20 protein-coding genes are annotated in these 19,194 nt (G+C 65.8%); 11 read left to right on the top strand and 9 right to left on the bottom strand.

The genetic code is table 11. The features are described 5' to 3' along the window. Positions 1–46: 46 nt before the first annotated feature. From rsmA to G6N15_RS03480, 3 genes are all read right to left on the bottom strand, one after another. The gene (rsmA, locus tag G6N15_RS03470) at positions 47–976 is read right to left on the bottom strand and encodes a 16S rRNA (adenine(1518)-N(6)/adenine(1519)-N(6))-dimethyltransferase RsmA (RefSeq protein ID WP_083088529.1); all 930 of its coding nucleotides are present in this window, start codon (positions 974–976) and stop codon (positions 47–49) included. After that, on the bottom strand, positions 940–2,067 hold the full coding sequence (locus G6N15_RS03475) for a resuscitation-promoting factor (RefSeq protein WP_083088530.1): 1,128 nt from the start codon (positions 2,065–2,067) through the stop codon (positions 940–942). Before G6N15_RS03475 ends, rsmA begins: the two co-directional genes overlap by 37 nt. Before the next feature lie 150 nt (positions 2,068–2,217). After that, positions 2,218–3,075 (bottom strand): TatD family hydrolase, encoded by an 858-nt coding sequence (locus G6N15_RS03480; RefSeq protein WP_083088531.1) that lies wholly within the window; start codon positions 3,073–3,075, stop codon positions 2,218–2,220. A gap of 19 nt (positions 3,076–3,094) precedes the next feature. Here G6N15_RS03480 and metG point away from each other — a divergent pair, with 19 nt between their 5' ends. Beyond that, positions 3,095–4,639: a methionine--tRNA ligase gene (metG, locus tag G6N15_RS03485; RefSeq protein ID WP_083088532.1), complete on the top strand. Its 1,545-nt coding sequence runs from the start codon at positions 3,095–3,097 to the stop codon at positions 4,637–4,639. A 127-nt stretch (positions 4,640–4,766) separates the two neighbouring features. Beyond that, complete coding sequence (locus G6N15_RS03490) at positions 4,767–5,705, top strand: questin oxidase family protein (protein WP_083088533.1); 939 nt, start codon at positions 4,767–4,769, stop codon at positions 5,703–5,705. A 3-nt stretch (positions 5,706–5,708) separates the two neighbouring features. Here G6N15_RS03490 and G6N15_RS22935 read toward each other — a convergent pair whose 3' ends face one another. After that, entirely contained in the window at positions 5,709–6,017 is a 309-nt protein-coding gene (locus G6N15_RS22935; RefSeq protein ID WP_197910679.1) for an MBL fold metallo-hydrolase, read from the bottom strand. Positions 6,018–6,176: 159 nt separating this feature from the next. On the opposite strand from G6N15_RS22935, the gene G6N15_RS22940 reads away from it, so the two are divergent. Further along, positions 6,177–6,599, top strand: a complete 423-nt coding sequence (locus G6N15_RS22940) for a MerR family transcriptional regulator (protein ID WP_083088534.1) — start codon at positions 6,177–6,179, stop codon at positions 6,597–6,599. Between the two features lie 7 nt (positions 6,600–6,606). On the opposite strand, the gene G6N15_RS03510 is transcribed toward G6N15_RS22940, so the two are convergent. The 3 genes from G6N15_RS03510 to G6N15_RS03520 are packed head-to-tail and all read right to left on the bottom strand — an operon-like array spanning position 6,607 to position 8,278. Continuing rightward, complete coding sequence (locus tag G6N15_RS03510) at positions 6,607–6,972, bottom strand: DoxX family protein (protein WP_083088535.1); 366 nt, start codon at positions 6,970–6,972, stop codon at positions 6,607–6,609. Positions 6,973–6,976: 4 nt separating this feature from the next. Beyond that, positions 6,977–7,426 (bottom strand): nitroreductase family deazaflavin-dependent oxidoreductase, encoded by a 450-nt coding sequence (locus G6N15_RS03515; RefSeq protein WP_083088536.1) that lies wholly within the window; start codon positions 7,424–7,426, stop codon positions 6,977–6,979. Between the two features lie 15 nt (positions 7,427–7,441). Beyond that, entirely contained in the window at positions 7,442–8,278 is an 837-nt protein-coding gene (locus G6N15_RS03520) for an NAD(P)H-binding protein (RefSeq protein WP_083088537.1), read from the bottom strand. 122 nt (positions 8,279–8,400) lie between these two features. Here G6N15_RS03520 and G6N15_RS03525 point away from each other — a divergent pair, with 122 nt between their 5' ends. The 6 genes from G6N15_RS03525 (at position 8,401) to G6N15_RS03550 (ending at position 14,452) form a co-directional block, all read left to right on the top strand. Beyond that, a complete protein-coding gene (locus G6N15_RS03525; RefSeq protein ID WP_232070340.1) occupies positions 8,401–8,856 on the top strand; it encodes a hypothetical protein in 456 nt (151 codons plus the stop codon). After that, complete coding sequence (locus G6N15_RS03530; RefSeq protein ID WP_083088557.1) at positions 8,853–10,376, top strand: multicopper oxidase family protein; 1,524 nt, start codon at positions 8,853–8,855, stop codon at positions 10,374–10,376. Before G6N15_RS03525 ends, G6N15_RS03530 begins: the two co-directional genes overlap by 4 nt. 44 nt (positions 10,377–10,420) lie before the next feature. Further along, complete coding sequence (locus G6N15_RS03535) at positions 10,421–10,957, top strand: DUF447 domain-containing protein (protein WP_083088538.1); 537 nt, start codon at positions 10,421–10,423, stop codon at positions 10,955–10,957. A gap of 80 nt (positions 10,958–11,037) precedes the next feature. Beyond that, complete coding sequence (locus tag G6N15_RS03540; protein ID WP_083088539.1) at positions 11,038–12,213, top strand: NAD(P)/FAD-dependent oxidoreductase; 1,176 nt, start codon at positions 11,038–11,040, stop codon at positions 12,211–12,213. After that, the gene (locus G6N15_RS03545; RefSeq protein ID WP_083088540.1) at positions 12,210–13,121 is read left to right on the top strand and encodes an RNA polymerase sigma-70 factor; all 912 of its coding nucleotides are present in this window, start codon (positions 12,210–12,212) and stop codon (positions 13,119–13,121) included. Before G6N15_RS03540 ends, G6N15_RS03545 begins: the two co-directional genes overlap by 4 nt. Positions 13,122–13,210: 89 nt before the next feature. Beyond that, positions 13,211–14,452, top strand: a complete 1,242-nt coding sequence (locus G6N15_RS03550; protein ID WP_083088541.1) for an aminodeoxychorismate synthase component I — start codon at positions 13,211–13,213, stop codon at positions 14,450–14,452. Here G6N15_RS03550 and rsmI read toward each other — a convergent pair. Beyond that, the gene (gene rsmI / locus G6N15_RS03555) at positions 14,449–15,285 is read right to left on the bottom strand and encodes a 16S rRNA (cytidine(1402)-2'-O)-methyltransferase (RefSeq protein ID WP_083088542.1); all 837 of its coding nucleotides are present in this window, start codon (positions 15,283–15,285) and stop codon (positions 14,449–14,451) included. The two genes, G6N15_RS03550 and rsmI, sit on opposite strands and share 4 nt — an antisense overlap. Before the next feature lie 25 nt (positions 15,286–15,310). Here rsmI and G6N15_RS03560 point away from each other — a divergent pair, with 25 nt between their 5' ends. Both G6N15_RS03560 and G6N15_RS03565 read left to right on the top strand, forming a co-directional pair. Continuing rightward, positions 15,311–16,870: a dolichyl-phosphate-mannose--protein mannosyltransferase gene (locus G6N15_RS03560; RefSeq protein WP_163747922.1), complete on the top strand. Its 1,560-nt coding sequence runs from the start codon at positions 15,311–15,313 to the stop codon at positions 16,868–16,870. Positions 16,871–17,016: 146 nt separating this feature from the next. After that, positions 17,017–17,877 (top strand): hypothetical protein, encoded by an 861-nt coding sequence (locus G6N15_RS03565; protein WP_083088544.1) that lies wholly within the window; start codon positions 17,017–17,019, stop codon positions 17,875–17,877. A 38-nt stretch (positions 17,878–17,915) separates the two neighbouring features. Here the strand turns inward: G6N15_RS03565 and arcA are convergent, their stop codons facing one another. After that, a complete protein-coding gene (gene arcA / locus G6N15_RS03570; protein ID WP_083088545.1) occupies positions 17,916–19,124 on the bottom strand; it encodes an arginine deiminase in 1,209 nt (402 codons plus the stop codon). Positions 19,125–19,194 lie beyond the last annotated feature (70 nt).

Raw genomic sequence — 19,194 nt, forward strand, 5'->3', positions numbered from 1 at the left:
CAAACCACACGGATTCACGCGGCGACCGCCGCACCGCGGTCCGCTGCTATGACGCCTCTTGGCCGGCAGCAGTGTTGTCGTTCCACTCCCCTGAGCGGCGCAGCAATCGCACGAAGTCCTCGATGGACAGCGTCTCGCCACGGCGGGCGGGATCGATGCTGGCGGCCAGCAGCCGCTTTGCGGATTCGTTGCCCGAACCCGCCCATTCGGCGAAGGCGTTGCGAGACGTCTTGCGCCGCTGAGCGAATGCGATGTCGATCAGTTCGAACACGCGTCGGCGGAAGGCCTCGTCGGTGGGCCAGGGCGACACGTCGTAACGGTCGATGCGCACCAGGCCGGAGTAGACCCGCGGAATCGGCCAGAAAACCGTCGGCGACACCGTGCCGAAGCGGCGGACCCGACCGAAAAACCGCATCTTGACGCTGGGCACGCCGTACTCCTTGCCACCGGGTTCAGCGGCGAGCCGTTCGGCCACCTCGGCCTGCACCATCACCATGACGGTGCGCACCGATGGGAACTCGGCGAGCAGATGCAACAACGCCGGAACCGCGACGTTGTAGGGCAGGTTGGCAACCACCGCAGTCGGTTCGGCCGCCAGATCGTTGCGGCGGATCGACAAGACGTCGCGGTTGAGCACGGTCAGCCGGTGCACCTCGCTGTGGGAGTGCTCGGCAACGGTCTGCTCCAGCCGGCCGGCCAGCACGCGGTCGATCTCGACGGCGGTAACGGCGGCACCACGGTCGAGCAACGCCAGCGTCAGCGAGCCCAAACCGGGCCCCACTTCCAGCACGTGGTCGGACCGGCTCACCCCGGACGCCGACACCACCCGACGCACCGTGTTGGCGTCGTGAACGAAGTTTTGCCCCAACGCCTTTCGTGGCCGGAACTCGAGGTCTTTAGCCAGCCGTCTGATCTCGGTGCGGCCCAGCAGCCGGATGGTCAGCGCGCACCTGCTCTTCCGCTGCACACCGGCCAGGCGCCCCAGCCTTGCCGTTCGAGCACCGTCTGGGCGACCGCGATCTGCTCTTCGCGGGTAGCCAGGTCAGCGCGGGGGGCATAGCGCAAGCCGCCGCTGCGTTCCCAGGTGCCTTGGTCGAACTGCACACCACCGTAGTAGCCGTTTCCGGTGTTGATTGACCAGTTTCCGCCGGCTTCGCAGCGGGCGATGACATCCCACACGGTGGCCTCGGGCACCGGCGGCACGTCGGTGCCGGGCTTGGTGCCGACCCGCAGCACCGCGTCGCGGGCCGGTGTGATCACCGTGTTGGCCACCGGCAGCCGGCCGGTTTCCACCCCGTTGACCTTGGCCACGGCGAACGTTACGTCTTGGGTGCCGGGGCTACCGGGATCTTCGACGACCTGCCGGCTGACGTTCATCTCCGGGTCTTCGACGCGATGCGCGGCCGGCGGCAACGGTACCCGCTCCGTGACCTTCTCCATGCGGATACGGGTCACCTCGATCTGCATGCCGTCGGTGACGGGCGTCGAGGCGCTCGGCATCACTTTGTCGCTTTGCTGCAGCGGCACACCGGCGGCGTCCAACAGCCCGGCGACATTCGGCGCGGCCAGATGCACGGTGCGCATGGCGCCGCCGTCGTTGATCTGGACGGTTTTTGCGGTGACGACGGGCAGCGCCATCCCCGCCAGCGGAACCCGGCTGCCCCGGGAGGCCGCGGCTGGCGCGGTGTCGGTCATCGCCAGCTGGGCCAGCGCCTCGTCGACGGTGGACGCCGTGGTCCACACCTGCTTGGTGTCATGGCCGTCCATGGAGATCTGCAACGGCCGGCTGCGCCGCAGCACTATCTCGTCGGCGTCATGGATGCGCTCGTCACCGTTGGGGTACAGGTCGTCGCGGTCGCCGACCTCGTAGCCGTTTTCCTTGAGCACGTCGATCACCCGCGACTTCATCGTGGTCACGGCCAACCGGTTTCCGTCGACGCTCAACGTCACCGTCTTCCGAGCAGCAACCGCGTACCCGCCCGCGAACGTCAAGACCAGCAACAGCGCGGCGACCAGAAGCCGCAGGATGGGTGATGGAGTCTGGTGCAGCTTCGTGAGTACGTTCAACGCTCGTATTTCCCCGACCTAAGCAACACTTCAACGACACCGTCAGCAGCCACAAACGAAAGGGGCCCGACAAGGCCCCCCGTTCGATCACAAGACGGTAACGAATTGGCCTAGTTAGGGCAACTCCAGCGCCACGCTCTTAACGGACTCTTAAGAGTCGGCTGCCAACCGGTAGGCGCGGCAAGCGTTAGCCGTGGTGACCTGCGCCAGCTCGTCGGCCGGTCGTCCCACGAGTTCTGCCAACGCCCGCACAGTGTAGGGCAGGCAGTACGGCTCGTTGGGAGCGCCACGGTAGGGATGCGGCGTCAAAAACGGTGCGTCGGTCTCGACCAGAAGCTGCTCGCTCGGGATCAGCGGAACGGCTTCACGCAGGTCACGGGCGTTGCGGAAGCTGGCCGTCCCGGCCAGGCTCAGCAGCCAACCGGCATCGACGCAGATGCGGGCCATCGCCGGACCCGACGAGAAGCAGTGAAATATCACACAATCGGGGGCGCTCTCAGATGTAAGGACCTCGAGGACTTCCGCGTCAGCCTCCCGATTGTGGATCATCAGCGGTTTGCCGGTCCGCTTGGCCAGATCGATATGCCAGGCGAAGGCCTCGCGCTGTGCCTGCGGCTCGGCGCAATCGTCGAGCCGGCCCGGCCAGTACAGGTCTATCCCGGTCTCGCCGATCGCCACTACCCGCGGATGGGCGGCCAGTCGCTCGATTTCGGCGCGTGCCGCGTCGGTGAGGGTGTGCGCGCGGGTGGGATGCAGGGCTACGGCGGCGTAGACCCGCGGATCCCATTCGGCCGCCCGGGTCACCCAACGCGCCGAGCCCAGGTCGTCGGCGATGGTCACCACCGCTGTGACTCCGACGGCCGCGGCACGCTCGACGATGGCGCGCACCCCGTCGGCGTCGTCAGCGCCGCACGCGTCGAGGTGGGTGTGGGCGTCGATCAACGGCGCCAACGGCTCCGGGGCGGGGGGCGCCTCGCGTTTACCGGTCCGGTTGGAGCTCACGCGCACACAATAGGGTGGATTCTCGATGAGGCCCTACTACGTCACTACCGCGATCACGTATCCCAATGCCGCACCGCACTTAGGGCACGTGTACGAGTACATCGCCACCGACGCGATCGCCCGGTTCAAGCGGCTGGACGGCTTCGACGTGCGGTTTCTGACCGGCACCGACGAACATGGGCTGAAGATGGCCGAGGCGGCGGCGGCCGAGGGGATTCCGACCGCTGCGTTGGCCCGGCGCAATTCCGATGTGTTCCAGCGGCTGCAGGAGCGGCTCAACATCTCGTTCGACCGCTTCATCCGCACGACCGACACCGACCACCATGCGGCCTCTAAGGCGATTTGGCAGCGGATGGCTGATGCCGGCGACATCTACCTCGACATCTACTCGGGCTGGTACTCGGTGCGCGACGAACGGTTCTTCGTCGAATCGGAGACCCAGCTGCTCGACGACGGGACTCGGATTGCCACCGAGACCGGCGCGCCGCTGACCTGGACCGAGGAACAGACCTATTTCTTTCGGCTCTCGGCGTACGCCGACAAGCTGCTGGCCCACTACGAAGCCAACCCCGATTTCATCGGTCCCGATGTGCGGCGCAACGAGGTGGTCAGCTTCGTCTCCGGCGGGCTGCGCGACCTGTCCATCTCCCGGACGTCGTTCGACTGGGGTATACCGGTGCCCGATCATCCCGACCACGTCATGTACGTGTGGGTCGACGCGCTGACCAACTACCTGACCGGTGTCGGCTACCCCGACACCGATTCGCAGCTGTTCCGCCGCTACTGGCCGGCCGATCTGCACATGATCGGCAAGGACATCATCAGGTTCCACGCGGTGTACTGGCCGGCGTTTTTGATCTCGGCCGGAATCGAGCTACCGCGAAGGGTTTTCGCACACGGATTTCTGCTCAACCGCGGCGAGAAGATGAGCAAATCGGTGGGCAACGTCATCGACCCGGTGGAGCTGATCGACACGTTCGGTGTTGACCAGGTCCGCTACTTCCTGCTGCGCGAGGTCCCGTTCGGCCAGGACGGCAGCTACAGCGACGAGGCGATGATGACCCGGATCAACGCCGACCTGGCCAACGAGCTGGGCAACCTCGCGCAACGGTCGCTGTCGATGGTGGCCAAGAATCTCGACGGAATCGTCGCCGCCCCAAGTGGATTCAGCGCCGACGACACAGAGTTACTGGGTATTGCCGACGCCCTGCTGCAACAGGTTCGGAGCCATTTCGACACCCAGGCCATGCATTTGGCGCTGGAGGCGATCTGGCGGATGCTCGGTGCGGCCAACAAGTACTTTTCGGCGCAGCAGCCGTGGGTACTGCGCAAGAGCGAATCGCAGGACGACCAGGCACGGTTTGGCACAGTCCTTTACGTGACCTGCGAGGTGGTCCGCATTGCGGCGCTGCTTGTTCAGCCGGTAATGCCGGAGTCGGCGGCCAAGCTGCTGGACTTGCTCGGCCAGCCCGCTGACGCGCGGTCGTTCAGTGCGGTCGGGACTCGGCTCGCCCCGGGCACGGTTTTGCCGCCGCCGACGGCCGTGTTCCCGCGCTATCAGACGGAATGAGCGTCGGTCGCGCGACCAGACGCAAAAGTCCCCAAATCGAGCCAAATCAGGGTGCTTTTGCGTCTGCTCGGCGGTGTAACTTTTTAGGTGGTCGACCCGTCGTAGGTGTAGTAGCAGGAGGCGTGTGATGGGATCGCTGGACTACACCGAAGCGGTGAATGTTGCGTTGGATCGCTTGCGCACGACCGGTTTTTACATTGGTCACTTCTTCGCCAACCACGGCCCGATGGCCGCCGAAGCGCTGGCCAAGCTCGGCTACTGCGACGAGGTCGACGGCTGGGTTGACGCTAACATCCATCACCGCCAACACGGACCACTGCCGGATCCGACCCAGCCGATCACCGAGTGGCAGACCTCCTTGGGCCAACGCGACCGCGGCGGCGACTGGGTAGAGCTGTTTCGCCGTGAACTCGCCGAGGCGGCATGGCGAGATGTGCTGCAGAGGTGGTGGCCGAGGCTGTTGCCGGGTTGCGCCGGGTCACTCACCCACGGCTTGATTCGCACCGCTCACGCCGTGCGCTCGCTGCGGGATAGCGCTCAGCCCACCGAGCTTCAGATGGACGAACTCGCCCGCGGTCTCGCGCTCTGGGCGACCACGTACCAGCCACTGGAAACCGGCCCCGTTGACGGCGGCAATCTAGATGCGGGCGCCGTCGACCGGGCGCTGAGCGAGCTGACGGCCGAATACGCCGGTCACTACACCTCGACCATGCCCTCCTTCCCAGTTCCGTTGATTCACACCATCACCGCGCCGGCGGCGATGCGACTGCTCCTGGCCGAAGTACCAGCTGACCTGCATGCGCTGTCGCTGCGCACCATCGCCGAGGTCAACCGGGAATTGTTCGTCGCCTTCGGCGGGCAGCGCATGGTGGACACGCCAGCCCAGCCAGACACCGAGCGCACGTTTAGCGACCTCGCCGCTGCCGCCGTTGAACTCGGCGACGAACATGCGATCAAGATCTGCGAGGCTGCCGCGCGGGAGAATGCCTTGCGCCCGGACCCGCGGTATCTCGGCGCCGCAAGTGCTGCCACCAACCTGATCCGGCAAAGGTCAGGGCCGACGTGAAACTCAGCCACCCGCGTGGCGGTCGAAGGTGATGCCCTGCGGCACTAGGCTTCTCGATGCTGCGTAGTCATGTGTGGGGATGATGCGCATGCTTCGTCGAGCTTTGTGCAGTCTGTGCAGCGTTTGAAAGGACAGGTCGCGGTCTTCGTCGGCAAGCCCACCGGGATAGCTGGTCTTTTGCCGGGTCTCGTCGATCTGCAGCGTGTGCCAAGCGGCGTCGCCCGCTAATAGGATCCAGCCGCCATCGGTGTGTGCGAGTACGCCCACGCTTCCCGGGGTGTGGCCAGCAAGGTCAACCGTGGCCGCAGCCATCCGATCGGAATATGGGCCAGCGCCGAGCAGCAGCGAGCGATGCTTGGCGAGCGAACAGGGGAACCGGGCACGGGCGGGCGGCCTTTCCAGACAGGGGTATTGGACGAGTTCGACGCTATTTCTTAAGGTCGACTTGAAGTCAAGGGAAGGTTCGGTGAGATGGCCGACACAGTCGCGATCGGGCGCGCCGCCGCGGAGCTGGGAATAGAGCCGCATGTCCTTCGGCATTGGGAGGACGTCGGCGTGCTGGTTCCACAGCGCACATCGACAGGTCATCGTCGCTATGACGACGAAACTACTGACCCGTGCGCGCCTCATCCGGCTGTGCCAAAGGGCGGGATTGTCGCTGGCCGACATCCGTGCCTTGTACGCCGCAAACCGCGCGGAGCGCATCGGGATTGTCGCCACAACCGCGAACGAATCGTTCGCGCGATCAACAACCTACAACGCGCAGAGCAGTTCCTCGCGCATGTACTGAGCTGCGTGCATCCCATCGTGTCCGAATGTCCCGAATGCGCCGGCTTCGCCAACACAGACGACTTCGCCGCCTCGCCGCTGGGCAACCGTGGCGACCGGCGATGACACCGAGCTAAAGAATCGGGTGTGTGGCGAGTGTGAGCGTCAAGGTGGCGCTATTGAGGGCGAGCAGGACCGACGCAAGCCCAAATTGCGGCGACATGTCGTGGGCCAGCACATGGGTGTACATCGCGCAGACAAAAAAGATGACCAGTCCGGCCGCTGCCGCGAGACCAATGGCCGGAATCCACAGGCCGACAACAAGGCCCAACGTGCCGAGCGTCTTGAGTGTGCCGATCGGAAACGTTAGCCAGGACAGGGGCACCCCAGCCGCCTGCATGCCCGGAATGACCGGGGCGAAGTGGACCAAGGCGCTCACGCCGGAAAATCCGTTGCAGGCAATCGCGACCAGTGTCACGACAATGTAGGCGGTGTGCATGGCCTCAGCTACCCGGAAGGGGATCGAGCCGGAAGACCGCGATCCGGCCGGCGAGCGCCTCGACTTCCTCGGGAGTTCCCTGCCGTACGAGGCCAGAGCGCTTCAGGAAGCTGACGCCGACCGGCACCTCGGCCGGATACGCACGCAGTACCGGGCGGGCCTCCTCGGGAGCCACCTCCACAATCTTCACTCGTCGTGCCTTGCGGCCCTTGCTGAGCGTCCCGACACCGGCCGCGCGGGCGTTACGCGCCCAGTCAGCACCGGGGAATCCGGCCACGGCGTAGAGATGTCCATCAAAGGTGAACGGCGTCATCGGTGTGCTGCGCGGCCGCCCGGTCTTGCGACCGGGCACCGTCAGCACCCTCGGCGGTCCCGTTGGGAGGCCGAGCTTTTGCACCGCGATCATGAACTTGTTCATCGGTTTCAGCCAGCGCGGCGGTTTTGGATCAGACATGGCTTGTTCCTCTTTCTAGTTCGTGAAGATGTTGCGGTGCTCGGCCACCCACCGCTCGAACGACTGCGCGGGCCGGCCCAATATCTTGGGGACCTCGTCGGTAACCACGGCAGGCTCGTCGAGGGTGGTGGCCAGCATCGCGATGTAGGCATCGCCGAATTCGGGCGGAAAACCCAGGCCGACGAAGCGCTGACGCACCAGCTCGGTTGGCACCTCCTGGTATTGCAAACTCCGGCCCAGTACCGCGCCGATGACGTCAACCATTTCGGCGTTGGTGAGGGCCTGCGGGCCCGTCAACGGAATCTTGCGTCCCACAAGATCATCGGTGAGCAGAGCTTTCGCGGCGACCTCAGCGATATCGCTTTCGACGATCGGCGCATTGGACGCCGCGGCGTAGGGACCGCGAACAAGGTCGCCTGCACGGATCTGGGCCGACCACATGCCGACGAAGTTGGTGACGAAGACCGACGGCCGCAGGCTCACCCATTCCAGCCCCGATTCGACGGCGAACTGTTCCACCTCCTTGTTGCGGTCGCCGCGTGTCCGCGACGGTTGGCGCGAGAAGTCGTCGTCGGCGTTGATCGCCGACAGTGCGACCAAGCGGGTGACTCCTTCTCGTACCGCTTGGTCCACCACGGCGTTCAACTCCTGTCCCAGCGCACGCGAGTTGAGGAAGACCGCTGATGCGCCCGGGATCGCCGCGGCGGCGGAGTCCACCACGTCGACATCGGCAGGAAGCCCGGCGGATTCCGGATGACGGCTCACGGCGCGCACCTTCACGCCGGCGTTGACAAGTTGAGTAACAAGCGGGCGGCCGACATTGCCGGTTGCTCCGGTGACGACGATTGTCATGGTCTGACTCCAATTCCTTGATGTGGTGGCCAGTACGGCCCTGTCAGCAACGACGAGTCGAGAGCTCAGAAAGTTACACGTGGAGCGCGTAACTTTTCGTGGCGCTGTTTCGTCGTGAGATCATGACCGACGCAAAACCGTACGCGGAGGTGCCGTTTCGCGACGTCGACGCCAAGCGCAACCGGCGCTGGCCGTTTTGGCTGGCCCGCGCCACCACCTCAGCGTTGACGGTGCTGGCGGTGACACAGGCGGTGTTCGCCGGGAGTTTTCTCGGCGGCCAGTACAACGCGCTGATGCTGCACTCGGTGGGAGCCAAAGCCACCACGCTGCTTTCGGCCGTTCAAGTCATCGTGCTGGTGTTCGTCATCAGGGCCGGCGGCCCGAGACGGCTGATGGCGGTCGGATTGGTTCTCCCGCTACTGCTGGTCGCGGAGTTCGCGTCCGGCGAATTGCGGCTGACCGGTCTGCACGTCCCACTCGGAGTGCTGTTAGTCGCCTTTATTCTGCAGCTCACCGCCTGGGTGTGGCGGTTGCCCACCACGCGCCGGCCCGCCGAGCCTTCGCAGGCGTCACTGTGAATCGGCGCAGCGCACTGCGGCTCGGCGCCGCCACAGCCGGCCTCGCCGTCGTGGGTTCGAGCTGGCCGCTGGCCAACGCGCTGCTGGGCTCACCAGAGCCAGGTCGGCTGTTGCGCAGTCAAACCCGACTGCCCGCCCCCTGTCAGGTGCCACTGCCCATACCCGAGCGGTTGCAACCGGTCACCAGCGATGGGGTCGCCGACTATTACCAGGTCACCCAGCAGACGACGAATTTGCAGATATTGCCTGGGCTTAGGACACCAGCATGGACGTACGGCACCAGCTTTCCCGGACCGACGATCGTTTCACGCTCGGGCCGGCGCACCGTCGTCCGCCACCGCAATACCCTGCCAGTGCCAGTGGTGGTGCATCTGCATGGTGGCCACACCCCAGCCGACCATGATGGCTACCCGACCGACCTCATCTGGCCGACATCGGGCTCGATGGCCGAGGGCATGGCGCGCAATGCCGTTGTCGGACAAAGGGAGTACATATATCCGATGCACCAGCGGGCTGCCACGCTGTGGTACCACGATCACCGCATGGGCTATACCGGCGCGGCGGTGTGGCGCGGTCTGGCCGGGTTTCACCTGGTCCACGACGACGAGGAAGACGCGCTGCCACTGCCCCGCGACCATCGTGACATCCCGCTGATGGTCACCGATCGGGCATTCGCGGCCGACGGCTCCTTCCGCTATCCAGCCATGGAATCCGCCCGTGTCACAAGCGATTACATGAACGGTGTGCTGGGAGACGTCATCCTCGTCAACGGCGCACCATGGCCGGTCTTGCACACCGATCCGGCGCGGTATCGGCTGCGACTGCTCAATGCGTCGAACGCCCGCCGCTACCGACTGCAATTGGATCCGCAGCCGCCCGGCGGCTCCGCGTTGGTGCAAATCGGCGGCGACGGCGGACTGCTCACCCGACCGGTAACCCACGACTGGATCGACATCGCTCCAGCCGAACGTTTCGACGTTATCGTCGACTTCTCTCGCTACCAGCACGGAGCACAGGTTCGACTGGTCAACCGTCTAGGTACTGGAACCGCCGCTGAGGTCATGCGATTCGACGTCACGGGCGCAGATCGCTCTGATGATTCCGCTGTGCCGCATCGGCTTAGCACCAGCAGCGTCTTGGATCCGCATCAGGCGGTGGCCACCCGCACGTTCTTGTTCCGCCAAGGCCGCGGCGGCGTGTGGACGATCAACGATTTGGCCTATCAGCCCGGCCGTGCGCTGGCGACGCCCAAGCTCGGTGCTGTCGAGATCTGGCGATTCGTCACCGAGTTCCGCCACCCAGTGCATGTGCACCTGAACCAGTTCCAGGTGGTCGCTCGAAACAACCGCGCCCCTGGACCATTCGACCGCGGCTGGAAGGACACTGTCGACATCCGCCCGTCCGAGGCGGTAGAGGTCGTCACCCGGTTCACCGACTACACCGGTTCATACCTGCTGCATTGCCACAACCTGGAGCACGAAGACATGGCGATGATGGCCGACTTTGTTACCGAGCGATGATCCCGTAGCGGTGAGTTTCCGCCTTGGCAGCGGTCTCTATCGGTATGACGATCACATGGCGCAATCTCGACGGCTACGGTGCACAACCGATCGACTGGTCTCGGGTGGACGAGGTATTGAGGAGTGACCTCAGCCAAGGCCCCGGCAGCGGCGGCCCCAATCGCCACACCGCTTGGCTGACAACGATCAACCCCGATCGCAGCCCGCATGTGATGCCGGTCGGCATCGTCGGGGTCGACGCCACCTGGTATTTCACCTCGGGCCCTAACACACGCAAATCCCGCAACGTGGGACGCGACCCCCGCTGCGTCGTCAGCGTCGCCACCGAACCGTTCGACCTCGTCATCGAGGCGACAGCCCGCCGAGTCACCGACGACACGGAGCTGCACGCCGCAGCCGCGGCGTTGCGCGAGCAAGGTTGGCCGGCTGTTGTCGACGGTTCAGCACTCACGGCCGAGTACAGCGCTCAGTCGGCGGGTCCTCCACCGTGGTATGTGTATCGGGTCGTGCCGGCGACCGTTTATGCGCTGGGCACCAGCGAGCCGTTTGGCGCGACGCGGTTCGATGTTAACCGGACATGAGTGACGTCGGTCACACGGTGTCACATCCGCCGCGTTCGCGGTGTCTCTAGGGCACCACGCCCGTGAGAAGAGGAGACATCATGACCGACACACGCACGCGCGTCGTGGTCATCGGCGGTGGATACGCCGGAACCTTGGCTGCCAACCACCTGCGGCTGCGCGCGGACGTCGATATCACGTTGGTGAACCCACGTCCGGTGTTCGTCGAGCGAATCCGCTTGCACCAGCACGTGGCCGGCACTGGTACCGCCACCGTCGACTACGGCACGTTACTGGGTGAGGGCATCCGGCTGGTGGTTGACACCGCCAAGGGGATCGACACCGCCAACCGCCAGGTGGTGTTGGCCTCGGGTGACAGGTTGGACTACGACTATCTGATCTACGCCGTCGGCAGCACCGGCACACCGCCGGCAGTGGTGCCCGGTGCGGAGCAATTCGCTTATGCCATCGCTGAATTCGAATACGCCCAGCGGCTGCACCGCGCACTCGACGAACTGCACCCGGACGCGCCCGTCGTAGTGGTCGGCGCCGGGCTGACGGGCATCGAAACAGCCGCGGAGCTGGCCGAGCAGGGCCGCCCCGTCACGCTGGTCTGCGGTGGACTGCTCGGCCCGTCATTGAGTCCAGCTGGTCGGCGTTCGGTGAGTAAGTGTCTGCGCAGGCTCGGTGTCGACGTGCTTGAAACCGCCGTCGTCGCATCGGTTTCGCCCGGCGCAGTTCGCCTCGTCGACGGCACGGTGCTGCGCAGCGCAGTGACGGTATGGACAGCGGGATTCGGTGTGCCGGACTTGGCTGCGCGCAGCGGTTTGAACACCGACGAACTGGGCCGACTGCTCACCGACGAAGCGTTGACGAGTATCGACGACCCGCGCATCGTGGCGGCTGGAGACGCCGCTGCCCCGTCGGGCCAGCCGCTGCGAATGAGTTGCCAGGCTGCCGGACCAATGGGCGTGCAGGCAGCCAACACGGTGCTCAGCCGCATCGCCGGCACCGAGCCGGCGGTGCTGAACCAGGCGTTCGTTGGACAGTGCGTCAGCCTAGGCCGCAAGCACGCCACCTTCCAGCTCGCCCGCTTCGACGACACGCCGATCAACCTGGCCCTCGGCGGCCGGTTCGCAGCCTGGGTCAAGGAGGCGGTCTGCAAGGGGACGGTGTGGGGCATCCGCCGCGAGGCGACCAAGCCCGGTTCGAACCCCTGGCTCAAGGGCGGCAAGCGGGCCGAGCGGCTCGCACACGAGGCGGTCACGGTCTCGTGACCGCCTCGTCGGATGCGTCCGAGCACGCCGAGCGGTTCACGCTGCTGCGGCCGTTGCTGTTCACTATCGCCTACGAAATCCTTGGTTCCGCAACCGAATCCGACGACGTGCTGCAGGATGCCTATCTGCGGTGGTCGCAAGTCGACCTGTCGGCTGTGCGCGACACCAAGTCCTATCTGGCCCAGCTGGTCACCCGCCAAGCACTCAACGCGCTGCGCGCCGACGCGCGCCGCCGGGAAGACTACGTCGGGCCATGGCTGCCCGAGCCGCTGCTGCTCGAAGAGCAGGATCCGTGCGCGGATGTGGTGCTGGCCGAATCGGTGTCAATGGCGATGCTGGTCTTGTTGGAAACGCTCAGCCCCGACGAACGTGCGGTGTTTGTGCTGCGGGAGGTGTTCGGCTTCGACTACAGCGAAATCGCTTCTGCTGTAGACAAATCCGTTTCAACGGTACGGCAAATCGCACACCGGGCGCGAGAACATGTGCAGGCGCGGCGTCGGCGCTTCGCCCCCGTCGACCCCGAACAGAACGCGCGCATCGCCGCGGAGTTCATGGCCGCGGCGTCCAACGGCGACGTGCAGACCGTGATGTCAATGCTGGCTCCCGATGTGGTGTGGACCGCCGACGGTGGCGGCAAGGCGACAGCGGCGCGCCGGCCGATCGTCGGGGCCCAGAAGGTCGCCACCGCGATCATCGGTCTGGGCAGGTGGGTCAGGCGCATGCCCGGCGTACGCCTGGAGATGGTGCTCTGCAACTCCGCGCCGGCCGTGGTCGTCTACCGCGACGACCAGCTCGAGGGAGTCTTCACCGTCGAGATAGTCGACGGCAAGATCACCAACTTCTACGCGATCCGCAATCCCGACAAGCTGACAGCGATCGCGACCGCACGCGAGATCAGTCGCGGCTGAACCACCGGCGAGAAGACACAAAAGCCCCTTTTTGCCGGGGCGGGTCGGGGACTTTTGCGTCTGCTGGCGCAACACACCAAGCTAGGACGGTGCGCATCGACCGGCTTGGCGACCTCGGCGCAGCCCCGCGGGTGCTGCGGGCCGTGGGCGACGCCACCAACCGGCTCGGCCTGCCGCCGCCGGCTGCGCTGACCGGCAAATGGTTCGGCGCGCTCGCAGTGATCGCACCGAGTGTCGTGGCGCAAGCGGTCGATCCCGGCGATGTCTTCGCCGTCCGGCCGGGCTGCGACAGCACAGCAGTGGGCGGCGGCTGGATCGGCTACCTCTCCTATCCTGACGCCGCCGTCGGTGCACCCCGGCAGGTTTCGCAAGCCGCCGGCGGCTGGACCGATTGTGTGCTGCGCTGCGACCACCGCGGCCAGTGGTTTTACGAGAGCCTCTCCGGTGCCCCCATGCCGGACTGGCTGGCGGATGCGCTCGCGACGCAGGCGCCGCCTCGCGACTGGGGCATCAACTGGGCTGCAGCCGACCGTGCGGCACACCGTGCCGGGGTGCTGGCCTGCCTGGAGGCGATCGCCGCGGGCGAGGTCTATCAGGCGTGCGTGTGCACGCAGTTCACCGGAAGCCTGGTCGGGGCGCCGCTGGACTTCTTCGTCGACGCGGTTGCCGCCACCTCGCCGGCTCGAGCTGCTTATGTGGCCGGACCGTGGGGGGCCGTCGCTTCGCTGTCGCCGGAGCTGTTCCTGCGGCGCCGCGGTGAGGTCGTCACGTCGAGCCCGATCAAAGGCACTTTGCCGTTGCAGGCGTCTCCCTCGGCGCTGCGAGCCTCGGTCAAGGACGTCGCCGAGAACATCATGATCGTCGACCTGGTCCGTAACGACCTGGGCCGCGTGGCGATCACCGGCACGGTGAGCGTGCCCGAGCTGCTGGCCGTGCGGCGCGCGCCGGGCGTGTGGCACTTGGTGTCGACGGTGTCGGCGCGGGTGCCCGTCGAGCTGCCGACTTCGGCGCTGCTCGACGCCGCCTTTCCCCCGGCATCGGTCACCGGCACTCCCAAAATACGTGCGCGGCAACTAATTTCGCAATGGGAACAGCCCAGCCGCGGAGTGTATTGCGGCACAGTTGGTTTCGCGTCACCGCTGGCGGGCTGCGAGCTCAACGTGGCTATCCGCACTGTCGAGTTCGACGCTGCGGGAAACGCGGTGTTGGGGTCAGGCGGCGGAATCACGGCCGACTCGAATCCCGATGCGGAGTGGGACGAGTGTCTGCACAAGGCCGCGCCGATCCTCGGCCTCACATCCGCGGTCACCGCACCCGCCCGCGCCGGTTAGCTCCGCGAGCGCACGACAGCGTCGTAGAGCTCGCGTCGCGAGCGCAGTTCCGGATGCGCGGCCGCGACCTGGCTGCATGCGTCCTTGACCCGAATGCCTTGGTGCGTCAGCTCGTTTACTTCGCCCACCAGCGCCGGGAGGTCAGCCTGCGGCGCCGCCCCGGCTAGCACGACGGTGATCTCCCCCAGCACACCGTCGTCGGCCCACTTGGCCAGCTCCTCCAGCGATCCGCGCACGACTTCCTCGTGAACCTTGGTGAGTTCCCGGCACACCGCCGCCCGACGCGCCCCGCCGAGCTGGTCGACCGCGTCGTGCAGGCAGTTGGCCAACCGGCGCGGCGATTCGAAGAACACACAGGTGCGCCGCTCCTCGGCCAGCGACGCCAGCCATGACCTCCGCGCTGACTGCTTGCGCGGGGCGAAACCCTCGAAACAGAACTTGTCGGAAGGCAACCCGGACACCGCCAGCGCGGCGATCACCGCCGACGGACCCGGTAGGCACGTAACGGGCACACCCGCGTCGACGCAGGCCGTCACCAGCCGATGCCCAGGGTCGCTGATGACGGGCATCCCAGCGTCGCTGACCAGCAGCACGGTCGCGCCGGCAATGATCTCGGCGACGAGCGCCGTAACCCGGGCGGGCTCGTTTTGGTCGAAGAAACTGACCACCCGGCCCGCGATGTGGACGTCGAGCGCCTTGGCCAGCGTGCGCAGCCGCCTGGTGTCCTCGGCGGCAACCACATCAGCAGAGCCCAGCGCGGCGATCAGCCTCGGTGAGGCGTCCGACGGCTGCCCCAGCGGGGTGGCGCCCAGCAACAGTCGACCACCGCTCATGGGCCAAAGCCTACGATCGTGGTTGATGACATCCGCCCCACCCAGCGAGAGCCCTGTCACCGTCGCCGAGCGGGCGGCACCTGTCATCAGCCCTGCGCCGCTGGTGCCGGTCCCCGACTTTGGCCCGCTCGACCGCATGCAGGGCTGGGTGATGACCGCGGTGATCACCGCATTGGCGGCAGTGACCCGGTTTGTGAACCTGGGTTCGCCGACTGACGCGGGCACGCCGGTTTTCGACGAGAAGCATTACGCGCCGCAGGCCTGGCAAATGCTGCACAACCACGGTGTAGAGGACAACCCGGGCTTCGGTCTGGTCGTTCACCCACCCGTGGGCAAGCAGCTGATCGCGGTCGGCGAGGCGATCTTCGGCTACAACGGGGTGGGCTGGCGCTTCACCGGCGCGCTGCTCGGCGTCATCGTTGTCGCGCTGGTGGCGCGGATCGTTCGACGGATCAGCCGATCGACATTGGTCGGCGGTATCGCCGGACTGCTGATCATCGGCGACGGGGTGAGCTTCGTTTCGTCACGGACAGCGTTGCTCGACGGCTTTCTCACCTTCTTCGTGGTGGCGGCGTTCGGCGCGCTGATCGTCGACCGCGACGAGGTCCGTGAACGCATGCACATTGTGCTTCTGGAGGGACGCAGCACCGAAACAGCCTGGGGCCCAAGGCTTGGGGTGCGCTGGTGGCGGTTCGGTGCCGGCGTGCTGCTCGGATTGGCTTGCGCGACAAAGTGGTCGGGGCTGTACTTCGTCTTGTTCTTCGGTGTGATGTCGCTGGCGTTCGATGTCGCCGCCCGCCATGCCTACCGGGTGCCTCGACCGTGGCTGGGGGTGTTACGCCGTGACCTCGGGCCGACGATCTATGCGCTGCTGCTGATCCCGTTCGGTGTGTATCTGGCCACCTATGCGCCGTGGTTCGCCTCGGAGACCGCGATCGATCGCCACGAGGTGGGCCAGTCGATCGGCCCGCAGGCATCCTTCCCGATGCCCGACGCCCTTCGCTCGCTGTGGCATTACACCTATAATGCGTATAAATTCCATGCGGGACTGACGAATTCGGCGGGCAACTACCACCCATGGGAATCCAAGCCGTGGGCCTGGCCGATGTCGCTGCGCCCGGTGTTGTACGCGATCGACCAGCAGAACGTTCCTGGTTGCGGCGCGCAATCGTGCGTCAAAGCGGTGATGCTGGTCGGCACCCCGGCCATGTGGTGGCTTTCGGTGCCAGTCCTCGGCTATGCGGCGTGGCGGATGCTCGTGCGCCGCGACTGGCGCTACGCCGTGGTCCTGGTTGGCTACTGCGCCGGCTGGTTGCCGTGGTTCGCCGACATCGATCGGCAGATGTACTTCTTCTATGCGGCCACTATGGCCCCGTTTTTGGTGATGGCGATCGCGCTTATTCTCGGCGACATCTTGTATCAGCCGGGGCAGAACCAGGAACGACGCACCCTCGGGCTGATCGTGGTGTCCTGTTATCTCGCGCTGGTGCTGACCAACTTCGCGTGGTTGTTTCCGGTGCTCACCGGTCAGCCGATCTCACAGGCCACCTGGAACATGGAGATCTGGCTGCCCAGCTGGCGATAGCTGTTGGCTTGCCGTCTTTCGCCGCCTTTCGCCGCGTTTCGCCGCGTTTCGCCGCGAGATTGCACTGAGGGCTGTCGATCCACGGTTATCCACAACCCTGCACGCAATCTCAACGCGCGGCTGAACATCCCAGTCAGTATCACGGCATGTCTGATGTGGTTATCGGTTCGGAGATGCTCGCCCGCGGTGCGCTCACCCGAGGGCAGCTGCGCTGGAACTACACACCGCTGTTTCCGGACGTCTATGCGCGTAAGCGAACTGCTCCGTCGCTGTGGCGCAGTACCGTCGGCGCGTGGCTGTGGTCAGGCCGTAACGGCGTGATCGCCGGCCGCGCTGCGGCCGCGTTACACGGCGCGCTGTGGGTTGACGCGGACACGCCCATCGAAATGATCTGGCGCAGTGGCCGCCCGCCCTCAGGAATTATTGTGCGCAACGAGCGGATCGAGGCGGACGAGATCGCCGTCGTTGACGGGATGGCGCTGACAAGTCCCGCGAGGACCGCTTTGGACCTCGCCCGGCATCTGCCGCGCGATGTCGCCGTGTGTCACCTCGACGCGTTGGCCCGCGCGACCGACGTAAACGCATGTGATGCCCTTTTATTGGCCGAACGGTATCCGAGGGCGCGCGGACTGCGACGATCGGCAGCCGCGCTGACCCTGATGGATGCAGGTGCGCAGTCACCAAAAGAGACGTGGTTGCGACTCCTGCTCATCGACGCCGGCCTAGCGGCGCCGCGAACGCAGATACGGGTAACCGACGGAATCAATGAGGCATTCATCGACATGGGTTACGACGAGCCGATGGTCGGCCTTGACTACGACGGTCAGCACCACAGCACCGACCGGGTGCGATACGTGCACGACATCGGACGTGCCGAACTAATAGAGCGTCAGGGCTGGATCGACATTCGGGTGGTGGCCGAACACAGCCGTCGATTCATCCTTCATCGGGTGTCGGAGGCATTCGGCCGCCGCGGCTGGCCCGTGAAATTGCGCACAGGGTCGTGAAATGGCGTGACTCGCAGCCCTACACGCAATCTCGACGACTACAGCAGGTCGCGGGCGGCGGGACACGACATACACCGCGGTCCGCCGCGGCCGGTACCCAGCTCAGAGGCGGCGATGGTCAGCACTTCGATACCAGCGTCCTGCAGGCGGGCGTTGGTTCGCATATTGCGCTCATAGGCGACGACGACGCCGGGCGCCAACGCAAGTGTGTTGTTGCCGTCGTCCCACTGTTCGCGTTCGGCGATAACGGGATCTAATCCGGTATCGATGACGCGTAACTTGTCGATGCCCATCGCATTGGCGGCGGCCTCGACGAACGGCGTCTCGTCGCTGATCTTGACGCCATCGGCGGTGCGCTGAAGTGTGAACGCCGACAAGGTATCCACCACATTCGCGTACATCACCACCGCGTCGGTGTCGACCATGGTGCACACCGTGTCGAGGTGCATCTGGGCGCGTTTCTGCTCGATCGGCACGGCGAGTACGGTGTTCGCCAGATCGTCGTCGAACAGACTGCGCGCCAAGGCTTCTGCGCCGGCAGGTGTGGTGCGCTCACCGACCCCGACTGCGACGACGCCCGGTGCCAGCAACAGCACGTCGCCGCCTTCCACGGGCGCGGTGTGCGATTCGTATGCGCGCCGCACGCCGGTGAATCGCGGGTGATGGGCATAGATCAGGTCCGTCAACGATGCCTCGCGAACCCGGGCCGGCAGGGCCAGCGAAGGGATGATTACTCGAGGCCCGATCCAGATCGACGAATCGCGGGTGAACACCAGATTCGGCAGCGGCTCGATGACGAAGTCGGCCGCGTGGTGCATGCGGCGCACCAGCGACACGTCGGTGCGCGTGTCCGATGGAAGCTCGGTGAACGTCATGCCGGCCATCAGCACATGCGCCAAGCTGGCCGGATCCAGGCCACGCAGATAGGCCGACAGCTCTTGTGCCAGTGGAAATCCCAGCCGCCGGTCGTTGACGGCGGCGGCGATGCCCTGCATCCGGGCCGCCCCACTGTTCAGCGCCTCGGTCAAGAGATCGGACAGCAGCAGCACTTCCACACCGCGGGAGCGCAGCAACTCAGCGAACGCGTCGTGCTCCTCCTGAGCGCGCGCCACCCACGGCAGCCCGTCGAACAGCAGCTGGTCGTTGTTGCGAGGGGTGAGCCGCCGCAACTCCGCCCCGGGCCGATGCAGGATGGCCACCCGCAGCCGTCCCACCTCGGAATTGGTGCCCAGTTCGGCGACACTCACATATAGCAAGGTAATGCCCGCCGCCCCCGGCCGCCGCAGACGCGCCGAGCCGACGTCTTCGAACGGGCGT

Origin of the sequence: Mycobacterium noviomagense, from assembly GCF_010731635.1 — a bacterium.
Lineage (GTDB): Bacteria > Actinomycetota > Actinomycetes > Mycobacteriales > Mycobacteriaceae > Mycobacterium > Mycobacterium noviomagense.

Coding starts and splice junctions, on each gene's coding strand:
- metG (WP_083088532.1), top strand. CDS start 3,095: ATGAGGCCCTACTACGTCACTACCGCGATCACGTATCCCAATGCCGCA.
- G6N15_RS03490 (WP_083088533.1), top strand. CDS start 4,767: ATGGGATCGCTGGACTACACCGAAGCGGTGAATGTTGCGTTGGATCGC.
- G6N15_RS22935 (WP_197910679.1), bottom strand. CDS start 6,017: ATGGCTGCGGCCACGGTTGACCTTGCTGGCCACACCCCGGGAAGCGTG.
- G6N15_RS22940 (WP_083088534.1), top strand. CDS start 6,177: ATGGCCGACACAGTCGCGATCGGGCGCGCCGCCGCGGAGCTGGGAATA.
- G6N15_RS03510 (WP_083088535.1), bottom strand. CDS start 6,972: ATGCACACCGCCTACATTGTCGTGACACTGGTCGCGATTGCCTGCAAC.
- G6N15_RS03515 (WP_083088536.1), bottom strand. CDS start 7,426: ATGTCTGATCCAAAACCGCCGCGCTGGCTGAAACCGATGAACAAGTTC.
- G6N15_RS03520 (WP_083088537.1), bottom strand. CDS start 8,278: ATGACAATCGTCGTCACCGGAGCAACCGGCAATGTCGGCCGCCCGCTT.
- G6N15_RS03525 (WP_232070340.1), top strand. CDS start 8,401: ATGACCGACGCAAAACCGTACGCGGAGGTGCCGTTTCGCGACGTCGAC.
- G6N15_RS03535 (WP_083088538.1), top strand. CDS start 10,421: ATGACGATCACATGGCGCAATCTCGACGGCTACGGTGCACAACCGATC.
- G6N15_RS03540 (WP_083088539.1), top strand. CDS start 11,038: ATGACCGACACACGCACGCGCGTCGTGGTCATCGGCGGTGGATACGCC.
- rsmI (WP_083088542.1), bottom strand. CDS start 15,285: ATGAGCGGTGGTCGACTGTTGCTGGGCGCCACCCCGCTGGGGCAGCCG.
- G6N15_RS03560 (WP_163747922.1), top strand. CDS start 15,311: ATGACATCCGCCCCACCCAGCGAGAGCCCTGTCACCGTCGCCGAGCGG.
- G6N15_RS03565 (WP_083088544.1), top strand. CDS start 17,017: ATGTCTGATGTGGTTATCGGTTCGGAGATGCTCGCCCGCGGTGCGCTC.